This window comes from Burkholderia sp. AU32262 (assembly GCF_020419985.1).
GTDB lineage: Bacteria > Pseudomonadota > Gammaproteobacteria > Burkholderiales > Burkholderiaceae > Burkholderia > Burkholderia semiarida.
The window spans coordinates 119739-136612 of sequence record NZ_JAIZRS010000022.1 but is presented as its reverse complement, the minus strand read 5'-3'; the positions used below and the strand labels follow the sequence as shown (position 1 = coordinate 136612).

Below are 16874 nucleotides of genomic sequence, written 5' to 3'. Positions count from 1 at the left end.
CGAGCGTCGCCTTCGCGCTGTTCAGCGCCGCGATGTACGGCGCCGGATCGATCTTGTAGAGGCGCTGACCGGCCTTGACGTCGGTGCCTTCGGTGAATTCACGGCGCAGCACGATGCCGTCGACCCGCGCACGCACTTGCGCGACGAGGAATGCGCTGGTGCGGCCCGGCAGGTCGGTGAAGACCGGTACGGCTTGCGGCTGGACGGTGACGACGCCGACTTCCGGCGTTTGCGGCGGCGGTGCCGATTCTTTTTTTCCGCAGGCAGCCAGGAAAACCGCGGCTGCCGCGACAGTGATCAAGCGGTATGGAACCCGTTCGACGCGCATGGAGCGACCTCTGTGTGTAACCAATGGAATAAGTGCGGCACCCGGCGGGAGCGCAACACGGATGCGCCTCGCGGCGCAGATCGAACACCGAATTACTGGACTGCTGGATACAGCACGTCGGCACGAGACCTCCGTGCCGACGGGGATGCCGCGAACTGCGGACTGATACTAGGGCGGGAATCAGCAGAGTGGGATATTAACTGATTGCCACTTGGGTCATTCGATCGTAGGGTGGTATTGTATATACATTCACGAATGTATGTAAAAAGCCCGTTCGTGCTCCGCCGGCTGTTCAGTCTTACGGATTGTTACCAACCGCCAGCATAGCCCGTCCGCATGACGGCGACGAGGGGTTGCGGACCCTATATTCATCCACGATCGATCCAATCAGGCCTGCACATGGTCAGACGTACCAAGGAGGAGGCGCTCGAGACGCGCAATCGCATTCTCGACGCCGCCGAACACGTGTTCTTCGAAAAGGGCGTGTCGCACACGTCGCTCGCGGACATCGCCCAGCACGCCGGCGTGACGCGCGGCGCGATCTACTGGCATTTCGCGAACAAGAGCGAACTGTTCGATGCGATGTTCGACCGCGTGTTCCTGCCGATCGACGAATTGAAGCGGATACCGCTCGACGCGCCGGGCGGCAATCCGCTGGAGAAAGTGCGCCAGATCCTGATCTGGTGCCTGCTCGGCGTGCAGCGCGACGCACAGCTGCGGCGCGTGTTCAGCATCCTGTTCATGAAGTGCGAGTACGTCGCGGACATGGAGCCGCTGCTGCAGCGCAACCGCGCGGGGATGAGCGAGGCGCTGCACATGATCGACGCCGATCTCGCGGCGGCCGTGGGGCTCAAGCTGCTGCCCGAGCGGCTCGATACGTGGCGTGCGGCGCTGATGCTGCACACGCTCGTCAGCGGCTTCGTACGCGACATGCTGATGCTGCCCGACGAGATCGACGCCGAGCAGCATGCGGAAAAGCTCGTCGACGGCTGCTTCGACATGCTGCGCTACAGCCCGGCGATGCTGAAGGACCGCGACTGAGCGCGCGGCGCATCGCGCGCCGCGTCGCCGTACCCGGTCAGGCCGCTTTCGCGCGCCGCGCGCGGGCCCGCCGGTTCGATGCGGCCACCGAATCCCGCGCCGGCATCGCCGCGCCGGCCAGCCCCGCGATCCACGTGTCGGTCGACATCACCGCCGCGAAATTCGACTGGAACACCACCCCGTACGCGCGGTGAATCTCTTCGGCGCTGGCCGCGCCCGCTTCGTTCTCGTAAGGCAGCGCGCCCGTCGCGTCGTTCAGGTACTCGACCTTCAACCCCGCATGCGCCGCGTGATAGACGGTCGACGCATTGCAGTTGTGCGTCATGTAGCCAGCCACCGCGAGCGTGTCGATCCCATGCGCGTCGAGCCACGCGGCGAGATCGGTGCCGGCGAACGAGCTCGCCTGCGCCTTCTCGATCCGATGCGCGTACGGCCGGCTGGCCACCACTGCGTGCAGCGCGACGCCGTCGGTGCCCGGCGCGAAGATCGGCGCGCCGGCCGGCGCGACGTGCTGAACCACGATCACCGGCACGCCGGCCGCGTGCGCGGCGTCGATCGCGCGGCCGATGTTCGCGAGCGACACGTCGAGCGGCGGATATTCGATCGGCAGGTTGCCCGTCACGTATTCGTTCTGCACGTCGATCACGATCAGTGCGCGGCGGGCAGCGGGACGGGAAGCGGAATGCGGGGCCGTGTTCGACATGGCGATCTCCTGGTCGGGGAGGCGCTGCCCCGCCCCGGAGCGGGACGGCCAGCAGTGCGATGCGATGCATTGTCGGCGCGCGCGACCCGCGCTGATAGTGGCCCGATAGCCATTCTTCGATAGAATCGGGCCATCACCTTCCCGGAACCGCGCCATGCTCGCCGCCGCGTCGCCCGTCAGCTCCATTCCGACCGTCGTCGCGGTGATCGCGTACGACGGCATCAGCCCGTTCCACCTGTCGGTGCCGTCGGTCGTGTTCGGCCAGGCACGCGACGCGGCCGTGTCGCCTGCATTCGAGTTCCGCGTATGCTCGGTCGAGCGCGGCCCGCTCGCGACGACGGGCGGCTTCACGATCACCGCGCCGTACGGGCTCGACGCGCTCGACGATGCGGACATCGTCATCGTGCCTTCGTGGCGCGACCCGGACGAAACGCCGCCCGACGCGCTGCTCGATGCGGTCCGCGCGGTCGCCGCGCGCGGCGTGGAACTCGTCGGCCTGTGCCTCGGCGCCTACGTGCTCGCCGCGGCCGGCCTGCTCGACGGTCGCCCGGCCACCACGCACTGGGCGTGGGCCGACGATTTCGCGCAGCGCTTTCCGCGCGTGAAGCTCGATCCGGACGTGCTGTACGTGGACGACGGCAACCTGATGACGTCGGCCGGCACCGCGGCAGGCCTCGACTGCTGTCTGCACGTCGTGCGGCGGCGCTTCGGCTCGGACGCCGCGAACCGCATCGCGCGCCGCCTCGTGATCCCGCCGCACCGTCAGGGCGGGCAGGCCCAGTACGTGCCGCAGCCGGTCGCCGCGCACCCGCGCGACGCGCGGCTCGCGGGGCTGCTCGACTGGGTACGCGGCCATCTCGACGCCGCGCACAGCGTCGATTCGCTCGCCGAACGCGTGCTGATGAGCCGGCGCACGTTCACGCGCCACTTCCGCCAGGCGACCGGCACGACCGTCACCGCGTGGCTGCAGGCCGAGCGGCTCGCACGTGCGCGGCTTCTGCTCGAAACCACCGGCCAATCGATCGACGCGATCGCGCAGGCGGCCGGCTACGGCTCGAGCGTGTCGCTGCGCCAGCATTTCACGGGCGCGCTCGGCACGTCGCCGTCTGCGTATCGGAGGGAATTTCGCGGCGCCGGAGCCGGTGCCGACGGGAGACGGTGACACCCGCCGCGCGGGCGCAGCGCGGGCCGTGACGCGGAACCGGGCGGCCGATCGGCCGCTCAGCCGCCGTTGAACCAGCGTGCCGCGTAAAGCAGCAGCGCGACGAACACGATCATCGCCGCCCAGGCCCACACGGGCACCGTGCCGGAATCGCGATGCCGGAGCGCGCTCGCCGCCCGCCCGCTCAGCGCGCCGCCGAGATGCGGCGGCAGCGAACGCTTCGTCGCGGCCATCAGCGATGCGGGCCGCAGGAACACATGCTGGCGCCGCTGCGCAGAAGCGCTCGCGCGATTCGGCGCGAGGCCGTGCTTCGCCTGCACGACCGCGCTGAACTCGCGGAAGAACGTGTCGGTCCATTCCCGCAGCGCATTGTCGATCTGCCGCCCCGGCAATTCGGCGAGCGGCCCGCTCGCGGTCGCCCAGACCACGTACTCGATCCGCGTGGCGGTCGCATCGTCATCCGGCATCAGCACGAGTTCGACCTGGCCGCGCAGCGCGCCGAGGCCGTCGGCCCGCGCCTTGAAGTTGAGCACGCGGCGCGGCTGCCCTTGCGCGTCGCCCTGCTCGGCGGCCGCGTGCGCTCGCACGTCGTAGCGGGCGCGCAGCGGGCCGAGCGGCACCGTGATCGTCAGCGCGAACTCGCCGTGCGCGAGTTTCACGAACGATTCGCAATGATCGAAGCTCGCGCGCAGCAGTGCGAGATCCTCCAGCGCGTCCCGCACGACAGGCGGCGCGAGCGGTACGCGTAACGTGTCGTTCAGTTCCATGTCGCCTCCCCGATGAACGCGCGCCGCATCAGGACGTCTCGACGAGACTGTCGACCCGTGCGACATCGAAGGCGACGTAGAGCGCGAGCACGGCCGCCGCCTCCTTCGGCTGTTCGTAACTCCATGCGGCGTTCTCGATCACGCCGTCTTCCGTCTGCAAGTCGAAATGCACGGCCTCCCCTCTGAACGGGCAGGCCGACGTGACGCCCGATTTCACGAGCCGGCGCATGTTGACGTCGCCGCGCGGCAGGTAATGGATGTCCGGAAGCCCCGCCTCACGGACCGTCAGCGCACCGTGCGAATCGGCATAGGTGATGCCGCGATGGATCACGCGCACGCGATGACGGTTCGGCACGATTTCGAGTCGAGGGTCGGCTGCATCGGACATCGTCTCTCCTTCGGGCGGCAGTCAGGCCGGGGCAGGAAACGAAAAAGCCACGGCACGCATGCCGTGGCTTTCATTATGGGCGAAACTTCGTCCGATTGCGCGACCGGGATCGCGGCCGCGTGCGGCGGGCTACTGCGCACTCCACTGGAACGCGGCTTTCGCGCCGCCCTTCGCGCCGACCGTGACGGCGCGCGATTCGTCGCTACCCTGGTACGACGCGTGCACCGTGTAGCGCCCAGGCGGCACCTTCACGAGCATGTACGGCCCGCGCGCATCGGTTTTCAGCACTTCGGCGCCCTTGCCGTCGACGATCCGGACATGGACGTCGGCCAGGAACTCGCCGCCCTTGCCGGTGAAGCGCAGCGCGAGCGGCCACTGCGCCTCGCTGCGCTGGAACGCCGTCGATTCGTCCAGCCCGACGCCGCCGGACACGAAGGTGACGTCGCCCTGCTGGCGCGCGGCGGGCAAGCCGTCCGACTGCGCGTACGCGCCGGTCGCGCCGGCTGCGAGGCCGGCGGCCAGCGCCGCGGCGACGGCAAATCGGGACACGTTGCGTAGATTTTGCATGGCTCTCTCCTTGGGGTCGGAACACATACTGGGCGCAGCGTCACGCGATCGCACGGCGGCGGCGCCCGCCGCAGCCGGGCTGGCCGGCCGCGGCCGCTGCCGGTCAGCTCAGGTCGACCGGCACGAAGATCTGTGCATTATCGCGCTGGATCAGCAGAGCAAGACTGTTGCCCGCGCCCTTCACCGCGTCACGCAACTGCTCGGGGCTCGTGACCGGGCGGCCGTTCACCGCGAGGATCACGTCGCCAGGCTGGATGCCCGCGTTCGCGGCCGGCCCGCCGGCCTGCTGCACGATCAGCCCGTGCGACAGGTTGTCGGCGCTGCGCTCCTGTGGCGACAGCGGACGCACCGCGACACCCAGGCGGCCCTGCTCGACCGGCCCGCCGTCGTTCGATGCGAGCTTCGCATCGGCCATCGCGCCGAGCGTCACGCTGATCGACTTCTTCGACTTGTCGCGCCAGATCTGCAGGTCGGCTTTCGAACCCGGCTTCAGGTTCGCGATCTGCGCGGGCAGCGACGTCGAATCGGCGACCGGCGAACCGTTGACCGACAGGATCACGTCGCCCGGCTGCAGGCCGGCCTTCGCGGCCGGGCCGTTGGCGTCGACCGAGCTGACGAGCGCGCCGTCCGGCTTCTGCAGCCCGAACGAGCTCGCGAGCGTCTGGTTCAGCCCCTGCACGGCGACGCCGAGACGGCCGCGGCTCACGTGGCCCGTCTTCACGAGCTCGTCCTTCACCTTGATCGCCTCGTTGATCGGAATCGCGAACGACAGGCCCTGGAAGCCGCCCGTCTGCGAGTAGATCATCGAGTTGATGCCGATCACCTCGCCCTGCAGGTTGAACAGCGGGCCGCCCGAGTTGCCGGGGTTCACCGGCACGTCGGTCTGGATGAACGGCGTGTAGTTCTCGTCGGGCAGCGCGCGCGACTTCGCGCTGATGATGCCCGACGTGACCGTGTTGTCGAAGCCGTACGGCGAGCCGATCGCGACGACCCACTGGCCGACCTTGCTCTGCGCCGGGTCGCCGATCTTCACGGTCGGCAGGCCGCTCGCGTCGATCTTCAGCACGGCGACGTCGGACTGCTTGTCGGCGCCGACGACCTTCGCCTTGTATTCGCGCTTGTCGGTCAGCTTGACCGTGACGACGTTCGCGCCGTCGATCACGTGCGCGTTGGTCAGGATGTATCCGTCGGAACTGACGATGAAGCCCGACCCGAGGCTCGCGCTCGGCTGGTCGTCCGGCTGCGCGTCGCCGCCCATGCCCGGCACCTGGCCGTAGAAGTGCTTGAAGAACTGGTAGAACGGGTCGCTCGGATCGATCGGCAGCTGCGGCTGCGGCGCGCGCCGCGCGACCTGCTTCACGACATGCTTCGCGCTGATGTTCACGACCGCCGGGCCGTAGGTTTCGACGAGCCCGGAGAAATCGGGGATGCCGGTCTTGGCGGCGGCTTCGGCCGGCATCATGGCGGCCTGCGCGGGCGTGATGATCTGCGGATCGGCGCGGCGGGTGCCGGCGAAATAGCCTGCCGACAGGGCGGCCGCCACGGCGACCGCGACGGTGCCGCGCGCAAGGAATCGGGTGTTCATCGTAGGACCTCCTCGTTGTTAGGACGCAGCGTAACGACCCTGACTTAAAGGAGGCTTAATCAGCCTTAAGCGAGGCTTAAGCGGCTGCCGCGCGGCTACCGGCGGCCGGGCTCGCCCTTCAGGCGGATTCGGAAGGCTGCGGCGCCTGGGTCGGCATCTCGGCGTCGCGGAACACGACGCTGACGAGCAGGCCGCCCGCGGCCGCATCGCCGAGCGACACCGTCGCGCCCTGCTGCGCCGCCACGCGCTTGACGATCGCGAGCCCGAGCCCGCTGCCCGACACGTCGGTGCGTGCCCGCGCCGTGCTGTCGCGATAGAAGCGGTCGAACACGCGCTCGCGCTCGTCGGCCGGAATGCCCGGCCCGCTGTCGGCGATCTGCACGCACGCGCGGCCGGCCGCGTCGCGCGTCAGCGATACGTCGATGCGGCCGCCGTCCGGCGTGTACTTCACCGCGTTGTCGAGCAGGTTGCCGAACATCACGCGCAGCGCGCCGACGTCCGCGACGACGCTCGCCGCGCACGTTTCCTCGAAGCCGAGATCGATGTCGTGCCGCTGCGCGAGCGGCGCATGCGCGGCCACGCACTCGGTAAGCAGCGCCTGCAGGTCGACCGGCTCGCGCATCGTCGCGCCGTCCGGCTCCGCGCGCGCGAGCGCGAGCAGTTGCTCGGTGAGACGCGTCGCGCGCGACACGCCGTCCTGGAGATCCGCGATCGCCTCGCCGCGCGACGCATCGTCCTTCGCGCGGGCGACGAGCTGCGCCTGGATCTGCACGGCCGCGAGCGGCGTGCGCAACTCGTGCGCGGCGTCGGCGACGAACGCCTTCTGCGTGTCGAGCGCCGCCGACAGCCGCGCGAGCAGCCCGTTCAGCGCCCGCACGAGCGGCTGCACCTCGAGCGGCAGGCGCGCGTCGGGCAGCGGGTCGAGCGCTTCCGGCCGGCGCGCCTCGACCGCGCGCGTCACGCGGCCGAGCGGCGCGAGCCCGCGGCCGACGATCATCCACACGGCCGCGCCGAGGAACGGCAGCAGCACGATCAGCGGCCACAGCGTGCGCAGCGCGACGTTGGCCGCCAGCCGGTTGCGCACCGACAACGGCTGCGCGAGCTGCACGACGTTGTCGCCGACGATCGCGCCGTACACGCGCCATTCGCCGCGATCGGTGCGCTCGGTCGAAAAGCCGAGCTCCGCGCGCGGCGCGATCGGCGCGCGCGGATGCGAGAAGTACATCAGCACGCCGTTGCGATTCCAGATCTGGATCACGATGCCTTCGTCGCCGTTGGTACGCGAGCCGAACACCTGCGAGAACGGCTCCGACGGCAGCGCCGCGGCGATTTCCTGCAACTGGTAGTCGAACAGTTCGTTCGCTTCGGCGAGCGCCTGCCGGTAGATGAGCCAGCCCGCCATGCCCACGCCCGCGACGACGATCGCGAGCAGCCAGATCAGCAATTGATGACGAATCGACCGCACGCGTCAGCTTTCCTTGACGACCATGTAGCCGAGCCCGCGCACGTTGCGGATCAGGTCCGAGCCGAGCTTCTTGCGCAGCGCGTGGATATAGACCTCGACCGTGTTGCTGCCGATCTCCTCGCCCCAGCCGTACATCTTCTCCTCGAGCTGGCTCTTCGACAGCACCGCGCCCGGCCGCGCGAGCAGCGCCTCGAGCAGCGCGAACTCGCGCGCGGACAGCGCGACGGACGCGCCGTCGAGCGTCACCTGATGCGCAGCCGGATCGAGGGTCAGCGCGCCGTGGCGGATCAGCGACTCGCTGCGCCCGGCCTGACGGCGGATCAGCGCGCGCATCCGCGCGCCCAGCTCGTCGAGGTCGAACGGCTTGACGAGATAGTCGTCGGCGCCGGCGTCGAGCCCCTTCACGCGGTCGGCGACCGCATCGCGCGCGGTGACGATCAGCACCGGCAGCGCCAGCCCGCGCCCGCGCAGCGTGCGCAGCACGTCGATGCCGTCGCGCTTCGGCAGGCCGAGATCGAGCAGCAGCAGGTCGTACGTCTCGCCGCCGAGCGCCGTGAGCGCCGCGTCGCCGTCCTGCACCCAGTCGACCGCAAAGCCGTCCGAGCGCAGCGCCTTGCGCACGCCCTCGGCAATCATTCGATCATCTTCGACAAGCAGAATCCGCATCGCGACAGGCATCCATGGGGCGAATCAAACACGGCGACCATTGTAGCGCCGCGAATCGCGTGCGCGGCACCGTGCAATGCAACAGTAAGGCGGATTGCAAGGGACCTGCCCCGACTTGTCTCTACAATGTGCGCTTCGGCGCCCGCGCGCGCCCTGCCCGAGCCCCTGCTTTTCCCGTATTCGCCCATGCCGATTTCCGATCTTTCCGCCCGGTTCGCCCCGCGCGCCCGCGTCTGCCTGCGCGCGGCCGCCGTCGTCGCCACCTGCACGGCCCTCGCGTTCGCGCCGTCCGCGCAGGCCCGCAAGAAATCCCACAAGGAAGCGCGCAAGACCGCCGTCGTGTCGCCCGCCGCACGCGCGGCCGGCCTGCCTGCGTCCGTGCTCGTCGCGCTGCAGCGCGCGAAGGTGCCGGCGTCGGCGATGAGCGTCGTGGTCGAGCGCGTCGGCGATCCGCAGCCGCTGATCGCGTGGAATGCGAGCCGGCCGATGATGCCGGCCTCGACGATGAAGCTCGTGACGACCTTCTCGGGCCTGTCGATCCTCGGCCCCGACTACCGCTGGCGCACCACCGCGTACGCGGACGGCACGGTCGATCCCGACGGCACGCTGCAGGGTAACCTGTACATCAAGGGCACCGGCGATCCGAAGCTCGTGCCCGAGGAGCTGATCGACCTCGTCGACAAGCTGCGCAAGGCCGGCGTGAAGCGCGTGGCCGGCGGCCTCGTGCTCGACAAGAGCTATTTCGCGGCGTCGACGCGCGACCTGCCGTCGTTCGACGACGATGCCAGCGCGCCGTACAACGTCGGCCCCGATCCGCTGCTGTACGCGTTCAAGGCCGTGTCGTTCACGGTCACGCCGGGCGACGACGGCAAGGTCGCCGTCGACGTGCTGCCGCCGCTCGCCGACCTGTCGATCGACAACCGGCTCGTCGAAGGCGCCGGCTCGTGCAGCGCGGCCGCGGCGGCCGCGCGCCCGACGCTGACGGCCGGCGGCGGGATCATGACCGCGTCGTTCGCCGGCGACTACCCGCTGCGCTGCGGCGCGCACACGACCAACCTCGCGATCCTCGATCACACGACGTTCTTCGCGCGCGGCTTCCTCGCGCTGTGGCAGCAGGACGGCGGCACGATCGCGGGGCCGGTGAGCGAAGGCAAGGTGCCGACCACCGCACGGCCGCTCGCCGTGCATCACGGCCCGGTGCTCGGCAGCATCGTCTACGACATCAACAAGTTCAGCAACAACGTGATGGCGCGCAACCTGTTCCTGACGATCGGGGCGGTCAGCGGCAAGCCGCCCGCGACGCCCGAGCAGTCGAGCCGCGCGATCCAGGCGTTCCTGCAGAAGAACGGCATCGCGATGCCCGACCTCGTGCTCGAGAACGGTTCGGGACTGTCGCGCGAAGAGCACGTGAGCGCGCTGTCGCTCGCCGCGCTGCTCCAGGCCGCGAACGCGAGCCCGGTCGCGCAGGCGTTCGTCGATTCGCTGCCGATCGCGGGCATCGACGGCACGATGAAGAACCGCCTCACCAACGCGGGCGTGCTCGGCAACGCGCACATCAAGACCGGCACGCTGCGCGACGTGCGCGCGATCGCCGGCTACGTCGCCGGGGCGGACGGGCAGAGCTACGTCGTCGTCAGCTTCATCAACGACGATCACGCGGAAGCCGCGCGCGCCGCGCACGACACGCTGCTCGAGTGGATCTACGCGGGCGCGCACTGACGATCCGCGCATCGTGCATCGGGCCGTCCCGACAGGGCGGCCCGGGCGACCCACGCCGCGCCCCGCGCGGTTTGAAACGCCCCCGCCACCCTCGCGCGATACGCCGCGCGCGCGCCGTGCCCCACAAAACGGGGCCGTACCGCCGGGCCCCGTGCAGTACGGATTCCGTAGAAACCCTGTCCTCAGAGGGAACCCTCTACGCTGCCCCCTCGCCTAGCGCGTGGCGATTGCGTAGGCTGTTGGCCTGACGATATCTACAACGGGCCATACGCCCGGCCTCAAGGCTTGCAGGGGAACGAAGGAGACACGCCCATGCGATTCGACGTCGAATTGCTTCTGCTCGCGCTGGCGCCCGTCTTCCTGCTCTGCATCGCGTGGGAGGCCTGGCACCTCGCCCGCACCCGTGCGCAGGACCGCATCTATGCGTGGCGCGACACGCTGTGCAACGCGGCGCTCGCGCTGATGCACCAGGCCGCCGACAAGCTCGCGTGGCTGTTCGTGATTCCCGTCTATGCGTACTGCTACCGGCACTATCGCGTCTACACGTGGCACGACGGCTGGCTGTCGTTCGCGGTGCTGTTCGTCGCGCAGGACTTCCTCTACTACGTGTTTCATCGCGCGAGCCATCGCGTGCGCTGGCTGTGGGCCGCGCACGTCGTGCACCACTCGTCCGAACGGATGAACTTCTCGACCGCCTTCCGCCAGAGCCTGATGTATCCGGTCGCGGGCATGTGGCTGTTCTGGCTGCCGCTCGCGTTCGCCGGCTTTCCGCCGCAACAGGTCGTCGGCATCGTGCTGATCAACCTCGCGTTCCAGTTCTTCGTGCACACGCAGGCGATCGGCAAGCTCGGCTGGCTCGAATACGTGCTGAACACGCCGTCGATCCACCGCGCGCACCACGCGCGCAATCCCCGCTACATCGACCGCAATTACGCAGGCGTCCTGGTGATCTGGGATCGCCTGTTCGGCAGCTATGTCGAGGAAACGCCCGACGATCCGCCGCGGTACGGGATCGTCGAGCGGCTCGGCTCGAACAACCCGTTCGTCGCGACGTTCCACGAGTGGGTGTCGATGGCGTCCGACGCGTGGCGCGTCGGCGGATGGCGCAACAAGCTGCGCGCGATTTTCGGCCCGCCCGAATGGGCGAGCGCTTATCATGCGCAGATTGCCGAGGCCGCGAACCAGGATCCGCGCACCGTGCCGACAGCGGCCGTGCGCGACCGATAAACCGTTTCAGCCAACGGCCGCCGCGCAGCCCGGAACCGAGCAGGCACGCGGCAGATGAGAAACACATCAGGCCATATCTACGAGGAGATAGAACGATGCAGACACAACAACACGCACCTTCCCGCACGCGTCAGCGCATGCTGCGCACCGCGCAGATCGCGATCGCCGGCGCCGCGCTCGCGCTGCTCGCCGCGTGCGGCGGCGGCGACGACAACAACAGCAGCAGCGCGTCGAACACGCCGCCGTCGGGCGTGAAGATGCAGATCGTGTCGTTCGGCGACAGCCTGTCCGACGTCGGCACCTACTCGCAGATCAAGCTCGGCTTCGGCGGCGGCCGCTTCACGACCAACCCGGGCCAGGTATGGACGCAGAACGTCGCGCAATATTACGGCGACACGCTGCAGCCCGCGAACCAGGGCGGCTTCGGCATCCCGCTGCAGGCCACCGGCGGCCTCGGCTACGCGCAGGGCGGCTCGCGCGTGACGCTGCAGCCGGGCATCGGCCATGCGGACGCCAGCGTGCCGAACTCCGACTACGCGCAGGCGACCACCACGCCGATCGCCGACCAGGTCAAGCAGTACCTGACGCAGCACGGCAGCTTCAACGCCGGCCAGATCGTGCTGATCAACGGCGGCGCGAACGACATCTTCTACCAGGCGCAGGTCGCGCAGGCGCAAGGCAACACGCCGGCCGCGCAGCTCGCCGCGGCCCAGGCGATCGGCCTGGCCGCGCAGCAGCTCGGCGGGATCGTCCAGCAGATCGTCGCGGCGGGCGCCACGCACGTGTTCGTCGCGAACGTGCCGGACATCGGCGGCACGCCGCTCGCGCTGCAGGGCGGCACGCAGGCCGCGTTCACGCAACTGTCGGGGCTGTTCAACAAGACGCTGGCCGGCACGCTCGCCGCGCTGAAGGTCGACCCGACGAAGGTCGCGGTGGTCGATTCGTTCACGTGGCAGGACGGCATCGCGGCCAACTTCCAGGCGAACGGCTTCAGCGTGTCGAATACCGACACCGCGTGCAACCTGAAGGCGATGGTCCAGGCCGCCACGCAGTACGGCGTCGCGAACGCGACCGCGTTCGGCTCGTCGCTGTTCTGCTCGCCGCAGAACTACACGGTCGCGAATGCGGACCAGACCTACATGTTCGCCGACACGGTCCACCCGACGACGCGCCTGCATGCGCTGTTCGCGCAGTACGTCGAACAGCAGATCGCGAAGGCGGGCGTCGGCAAGTAAGCCGCCGGCCACGCGCCCCAACGCAAACGCCCGACCGGGTTCGCCGGTCGGGCGTTTTTCGTTGGTGCGGACGGATGAGGACGGATGCGTCAGTCGCGCGCTTCGAACGCGGCCGCCGCGCGGCCGAGGCGATCGTTGACCGCGATCCATTCGACGGTCTCGGGCAGCTTCTCGACGAGGATGCGCGCGACCTGCGCGCGATCGAGCGCCCGCAGCATCCCGTACAGCTCGCGTGCATAGGCCTGCGGATCTTCCGGCGCCGCGATGAAATGCACGCCGTCGGCCTGCGCCCAGTGCCCTGCCCGTGACGCACGCGCGACGAGCGCGACGCGTTCGCCGTCGGTTTGCGCGGCCGCGAGCAGCGGCTCGAGCGCGTCGAACGGCAGCAGCGCGAGCGGCGTGCGCGGCGCGTAATGCGCTTTCAGCGTGCCGGACGCGCGTGGTGCGGTCGCATCGCTGCCGTCCGGCAGTGTCGGCGCGCGGCCGAGCACGTCGGCGATCTGTTGCGGCGTCACGTGGCCCGGACGCAGCAGCGCCGGGAAACCGCGCGACAGGTCGAGAATCGTCGACTCGATGCCGACGTCGGACGCGCCGCCGTCGAGCACGTGCACGGTGTCGCCGAATTCGTCGCGCACGTGTTGCGCGGTCGTCGGGCTCACGTGGCCGAACCGGTTCGCGGACGGCGCGGCCACGCCGCCGTGGCCGCCGCGCCGCGCGCTGAACGCGGCCAGCAGCGCCTGCGCGACCGAATGCGACGGGCAGCGCAGCCCGACCGAATCCTGGCCGCCGCTGACGGCGTCGGGAATGCGCGCGTGACGCTTCAAGATCAGCGTGAGCGGCCCCGGCCAGAATGCATCGATCAGCGCCTGCGCGTCGGCCGGCAGACCGTCGGCCCAATAGCCGGGATCGCCGCCGGGCGGCAGATGCACGATCACCGGATGGTTCGCGGGCCGCCCCTTCGCCGCATAGATGCGCGCGACGGCTTCGGGATTCGCCGCGTCGCCGCCGAGCCCGTACACGGTTTCGGTCGGAAACGCGACGAGCTGGCCCGCGTCGAGCAACGCGGCGGCCGCGTCGATCTGCGCGGGCGTCACGTGCTTTGGGAGATCGATGGACATCGGCCCGCGCCTCAGTCGAGCGGCACGCGCAGCAGTTGCGCGCACGCGTGGGCGGCGGCGACGGCTTCGTCGCGCGTCTCGGCCGTGAAGTTCACGTGGCCCATCTTGCGGCCGACGCGCGCTTCTTCCTTGCCGTACAGGTGCAGGTGCGCGGCCGGCATCGCGGCGACCGTGTCCCACGGTGGCGTGACGGCCTCGGCCGCCGCGCCGTCGGGGAACCACACGTCGCCGAGAATGTTCAGCATCGCGGCCGGCGAATGCTGGCGCGGATTGCCGAGCGGCATGCGCGTCATCGCGCGCACCTGCTGCTCGAACTGGCTCGTCGCGCACGCATCGACCGTGTAGTGGCCGGAGTTGTGCGGGCGCGGCGCCATTTCGTTCGCGACGAACGAGCCGTCCTCCAGCACGAAGAATTCGACGCACAGCACGCCGACGTAGCCGAGCGTATCGGCGATCCGGATGGCCGCCTGCTGCGCTTCCTCGACGCGCGCCGCATCGGCGGCCGGCGCCGGCACGACCGTCAACGCGAGGATGCCGTTGTGATGCACGTTCTGCGCGAGCGGGAACGCGGCCGAACGGCCGTCCGCGCCGCGCGCGATCAGCGCCGACACTTCGTATTTCAGCGGCAGGCGCTTCTCCAGCACGCACGGCACGCCGCCGAGCGCGGCATGCGCGTCGCGTGCTTCCTGCGCGGTGGCGACGCGCACCTGGCCCTTGCCGTCGTAACCCAGGCGGGCCGTCTTCAGGATGCCCGGCAGCACGGCGCCGAGCGCGGCATCGTCGAGCGCGGCGAGCGCCGCCGCCGATTCGATCACGACGTGCGGCGCGACCGGCACGCCGGACGCCTCGATGAAACGCTTCTCCGCGATCCGGTCCTGCGCGACGGCGACACAGCGGCCGGCCGGCGCGACGAACGTCGTGCGCGCGAGGAAGTCGAGGCTCGCGGCCGGCACGTTCTCGAACTCCGTCGATACGGCCTCGCACAGGCCGGCCAGTTCGGCGAGCGCGGCTTCGTCGTCGTACGCCGCGCGCAGGTGCCGATCGGCGACCGCGCCCGCGGGGCTCGCCGGATCGGGGTCGAGCACGGCGACGCGATAGCCCATCGACTGGGCGGCAAAGCAGAACATGCGGCCGAGCTGGCCGCCGCCGACCATGCCCAGCCACGCGCCGGGCAGGATCGGGGAAACGGAATCAGGAGTTGCGGTCATGTCAGTGGTCGGTCGCGGCGGAACGCGGATGCCCGCCGCAGTGGGGAAAATCCGGCGCGGGCCGCGTCATGCGGCCGCGCGCCATGCCGTCATTCCAGCGGCGGCAGCACCATCGCATGCGCGGCTTCGTTCTGGCGCACGCGGAACGCGGCGAGCCGGTTCGCGTAGTCGACCGAATTACCGGACAGGATCGACACCGCGAACAATGCGGCATTCGCGGCGCCGGCCTCGCCGATCGCGAACGTCGCGACCGGCACGCCCTTCGGCATCTGCACGATCGAGTGCAGCGAATCGACACCCTTCAGGTACTTGCTCGCGACCGGCACGCCGAGCACGGGCACCGTGGTTTTCGCGGCGAGCATGCCGGGCAGGTGCGCGGCGCCGCCGGCGCCCGCGATGATCGCGCGCAGCCCGCGCTCGCGCGCCTTCTCCGCATAGTCGAACATCTCGTCGGGCATCCGGTGCGCGGACACGACCTTCGCTTCGTACGGCACGCCGAATTCCTGCAGGATGGCGACCGCATGCTTCATCACGTCCCAGTCGGAACTCGAACCCATCAGCACGCCGACGAGCGGCGCGCTGTGCGTGTGGGCGGTCTGGACTTCACTCATTTCGTGTTCCTTCTGGTCAGGCGAGCGACTGGCCCGTGATGCGCTCGAGCGCTTCCTGGTACTTCGCGGCCGTCTTCTCGACGACGTCGGCCGGCAGCGCCGGCGCCGGCGCCGTCTTGCCCCACGGCTGCGCCTCGAGCCAGTCACGCACGAACTGCTTGTCGAACGACGGCGGATTGGTGCCGACCTGGTACTGGTCGGCCGGCCAGAAGCGCGACGAATCGGCGGTCAGCACTTCGTCCATCAGATACAGCTTGCCGTGGTTGTCGAGGCCGAATTCGAACTTCGTGTCGGCGATGATGATGCCGCGCGTCGCCGCGTAGTCGGCCGCTTCCTTGTACAGGCGGATCGAGATGTCGCGGATCGTCGCGGCCAGCTCGGTGCCGATGCGGCGCTCGGTTTCCTCGAACGTGATGTTCTCGTCGTGCTCGCCCATCTCGGCCTTCGCGGCCGGCGTGAAGATCGGCTCGGGCAGCTTCTGCGCGTTCTGCAGGCCTTCCGGCAGCTGCACGCCGCACACGGCGCCCGACGCCTGGTATTCCTTCCAGCCGCTGCCGGCCAGGTAGCCGCGCACGACCGCTTCGATCATGATCGGCTCGAGGCGCTTGACGACCACGCCGCGGCCCTTCACCTGCTCGACCTCGTCGGCCGCGACGACCGCTTCCGGCGCGTCGCCCGTCAGGTGGTTCGGCACGATGTGCGCGAGCTTGTCGAACCAGAAGTTGGCCATCTGGTTCAGCACGCGGCCCTTGTTCGGAATCGGCTCGCCCATCACCACGTCGAAGGCCGACAGGCGATCGGTCGTGACGATCAGGAGCTTGTCGTTGCCGACCGCGTAGTTGTCGCGAACCTTGCCGCGACCGAGGAGCGGCAGCGAGCGGAGCGTGGATTCGTAAAGGGTAGACATCGTCTTTTCGCAGATAAGGAGCCAAACAAAAAGGGAAACGCCGTTCCCCGCGGCAGGCGGGAACGGCGGTCTTGCAATACGTCGGCGAACCGGCGGGCGCAGCGCCCGGGCGGCTGCCGGCCGGCCCTCGTTCGGCCGGACGGAACGGCTGCCGGGGCCGGATCGAATCCGGCCGAC

The 16874-nt window shown here is 69.6% G+C and carries 17 protein-coding genes; 5 read left to right on the top strand and 12 right to left on the bottom strand.

Going from position 1 to position 16874, the window contains the following annotated elements; translation table 11 throughout:
• Positions 1-328 (bottom strand): biotin/lipoyl-binding protein (locus LGN10_RS24750; RefSeq protein ID WP_155753710.1); only part of this gene is annotated, 328 nt, incomplete at its 3' end.
• A 399-nt stretch (positions 329-727) separates the two neighbouring features.
• Here LGN10_RS24750 and LGN10_RS24745 point away from each other — a divergent pair.
• A complete protein-coding gene (locus tag LGN10_RS24745; protein ID WP_060966712.1) occupies positions 728-1369 on the top strand; it encodes a TetR family transcriptional regulator in 642 nt (213 codons plus the stop codon).
• A 37-nt stretch (positions 1370-1406) separates the two neighbouring features.
• Here the strand turns inward: LGN10_RS24745 and LGN10_RS24740 are convergent, their stop codons facing one another.
• Positions 1407-2072, bottom strand: a complete 666-nt coding sequence (locus LGN10_RS24740; RefSeq protein ID WP_060966711.1) for a cysteine hydrolase family protein — start codon at positions 2070-2072, stop codon at positions 1407-1409.
• A gap of 154 nt (positions 2073-2226) precedes the next feature.
• Between LGN10_RS24740 and LGN10_RS24735 the strand changes: the two genes are divergently transcribed.
• Positions 2227-3234: a helix-turn-helix domain-containing protein gene (locus tag LGN10_RS24735; RefSeq protein WP_059578533.1), complete on the top strand. Its 1008-nt coding sequence runs from the start codon at positions 2227-2229 to the stop codon at positions 3232-3234.
• Positions 3235-3293: 59 nt separating this feature from the next.
• Here LGN10_RS24735 and LGN10_RS24730 read toward each other — a convergent pair whose 3' ends face one another.
• From LGN10_RS24730 to LGN10_RS24705, 6 genes are all read right to left on the bottom strand, one after another.
• Entirely contained in the window at positions 3294-4001 is a 708-nt protein-coding gene (locus LGN10_RS24730; RefSeq protein WP_059578536.1) for a CoxG family protein, read from the bottom strand.
• 28 nt (positions 4002-4029) lie between these two features.
• Entirely contained in the window at positions 4030-4389 is a 360-nt protein-coding gene (locus tag LGN10_RS24725) for a DUF427 domain-containing protein (protein ID WP_226225292.1), read from the bottom strand.
• Positions 4390-4518: 129 nt separating this feature from the next.
• Entirely contained in the window at positions 4519-4956 is a 438-nt protein-coding gene (locus LGN10_RS24720) for a carboxypeptidase-like regulatory domain-containing protein (protein WP_059578541.1), read from the bottom strand.
• Positions 4957-5059: 103 nt separating this feature from the next.
• Complete coding sequence (locus LGN10_RS24715; protein WP_059578544.1) at positions 5060-6541, bottom strand: DegQ family serine endoprotease; 1482 nt, start codon at positions 6539-6541, stop codon at positions 5060-5062.
• 118 nt (positions 6542-6659) lie between these two features.
• Complete coding sequence (locus LGN10_RS24710; protein ID WP_060315136.1) at positions 6660-8006, bottom strand: ATP-binding protein; 1347 nt, start codon at positions 8004-8006, stop codon at positions 6660-6662.
• Between the two features lie 3 nt (positions 8007-8009).
• On the bottom strand, positions 8010-8672 hold the full coding sequence (locus LGN10_RS24705; protein WP_226225291.1) for a response regulator: 663 nt from the start codon (positions 8670-8672) through the stop codon (positions 8010-8012).
• 186 nt (positions 8673-8858) lie between these two features.
• On the opposite strand from LGN10_RS24705, the gene dacB reads away from it, so the two are divergent.
• The 3 genes from dacB (at position 8859) to LGN10_RS24690 (ending at position 12853) form a co-directional block, all read left to right on the top strand.
• Positions 8859-10391, top strand: coding sequence for a D-alanyl-D-alanine carboxypeptidase/D-alanyl-D-alanine-endopeptidase (gene dacB, locus LGN10_RS24700; RefSeq protein WP_226225290.1), 1533 nt, complete (start codon positions 8859-8861; stop codon positions 10389-10391).
• Positions 10392-10703: 312 nt separating this feature from the next.
• On the top strand, positions 10704-11618 hold the full coding sequence (locus LGN10_RS24695; RefSeq protein WP_059643095.1) for a sterol desaturase family protein: 915 nt from the start codon (positions 10704-10706) through the stop codon (positions 11616-11618).
• Between the two features lie 95 nt (positions 11619-11713).
• Positions 11714-12853 (top strand): SGNH/GDSL hydrolase family protein, encoded by a 1140-nt coding sequence (locus tag LGN10_RS24690; RefSeq protein ID WP_226225288.1) that lies wholly within the window; start codon positions 11714-11716, stop codon positions 12851-12853.
• 89 nt (positions 12854-12942) lie between these two features.
• Here LGN10_RS24690 and LGN10_RS24685 read toward each other — a convergent pair whose 3' ends face one another.
• From LGN10_RS24685 to LGN10_RS24670, 4 genes are all read right to left on the bottom strand, one after another.
• A complete protein-coding gene (locus LGN10_RS24685; RefSeq protein WP_226225286.1) occupies positions 12943-13971 on the bottom strand; it encodes an L-threonylcarbamoyladenylate synthase in 1029 nt (342 codons plus the stop codon).
• Positions 13972-13982: 11 nt separating this feature from the next.
• Complete coding sequence (locus tag LGN10_RS24680) at positions 13983-15179, bottom strand: 5-(carboxyamino)imidazole ribonucleotide synthase (RefSeq protein ID WP_226225284.1); 1197 nt, start codon at positions 15177-15179, stop codon at positions 13983-13985.
• A gap of 89 nt (positions 15180-15268) precedes the next feature.
• On the bottom strand, positions 15269-15790 hold the full coding sequence (gene purE / locus LGN10_RS24675) for a 5-(carboxyamino)imidazole ribonucleotide mutase (protein WP_039360624.1): 522 nt from the start codon (positions 15788-15790) through the stop codon (positions 15269-15271).
• Positions 15791-15806: 16 nt separating this feature from the next.
• A complete protein-coding gene (locus LGN10_RS24670; RefSeq protein WP_059643078.1) occupies positions 15807-16697 on the bottom strand; it encodes a phosphoribosylaminoimidazolesuccinocarboxamide synthase in 891 nt (296 codons plus the stop codon).
• Positions 16698-16874: the final 177 nt, after the last annotated feature.

Excerpts from the sequence above, each read along its gene's own strand:
- LGN10_RS24745 (WP_060966712.1), top strand. The coding sequence starts at position 728 with ATGGTCAGACGTACCAAGGAGGAGGCGCTCGAGACGCGCAATCGCATT.
- LGN10_RS24740 (WP_060966711.1), bottom strand. The coding sequence starts at position 2,072 with ATGTCGAACACGGCCCCGCATTCCGCTTCCCGTCCCGCTGCCCGCCGC.
- LGN10_RS24735 (WP_059578533.1), top strand. The coding sequence starts at position 2,227 with ATGCTCGCCGCCGCGTCGCCCGTCAGCTCCATTCCGACCGTCGTCGCG.
- LGN10_RS24730 (WP_059578536.1), bottom strand. The coding sequence starts at position 4,001 with ATGGAACTGAACGACACGTTACGCGTACCGCTCGCGCCGCCTGTCGTG.
- LGN10_RS24725 (WP_226225292.1), bottom strand. The coding sequence starts at position 4,389 with ATGTCCGATGCAGCCGACCCTCGACTCGAAATCGTGCCGAACCGTCAT.
- LGN10_RS24720 (WP_059578541.1), bottom strand. The coding sequence starts at position 4,956 with ATGCAAAATCTACGCAACGTGTCCCGATTTGCCGTCGCCGCGGCGCTG.
- LGN10_RS24715 (WP_059578544.1), bottom strand. The coding sequence starts at position 6,541 with ATGAACACCCGATTCCTTGCGCGCGGCACCGTCGCGGTCGCCGTGGCG.
- LGN10_RS24705 (WP_226225291.1), bottom strand. The coding sequence starts at position 8,672 with ATGCGGATTCTGCTTGTCGAAGATGATCGAATGATTGCCGAGGGCGTG.
- dacB (WP_226225290.1), top strand. The coding sequence starts at position 8,859 with ATGCCGATTTCCGATCTTTCCGCCCGGTTCGCCCCGCGCGCCCGCGTC.
- LGN10_RS24695 (WP_059643095.1), top strand. The coding sequence starts at position 10,704 with ATGCGATTCGACGTCGAATTGCTTCTGCTCGCGCTGGCGCCCGTCTTC.
- LGN10_RS24690 (WP_226225288.1), top strand. The coding sequence starts at position 11,714 with ATGCAGACACAACAACACGCACCTTCCCGCACGCGTCAGCGCATGCTG.
- LGN10_RS24685 (WP_226225286.1), bottom strand. The coding sequence starts at position 13,971 with ATGTCCATCGATCTCCCAAAGCACGTGACGCCCGCGCAGATCGACGCG.
- LGN10_RS24680 (WP_226225284.1), bottom strand. The coding sequence starts at position 15,179 with ATGACCGCAACTCCTGATTCCGTTTCCCCGATCCTGCCCGGCGCGTGG.
- purE (WP_039360624.1), bottom strand. The coding sequence starts at position 15,790 with ATGAGTGAAGTCCAGACCGCCCACACGCACAGCGCGCCGCTCGTCGGC.
- LGN10_RS24670 (WP_059643078.1), bottom strand. The coding sequence starts at position 16,697 with ATGTCTACCCTTTACGAATCCACGCTCCGCTCGCTGCCGCTCCTCGGT.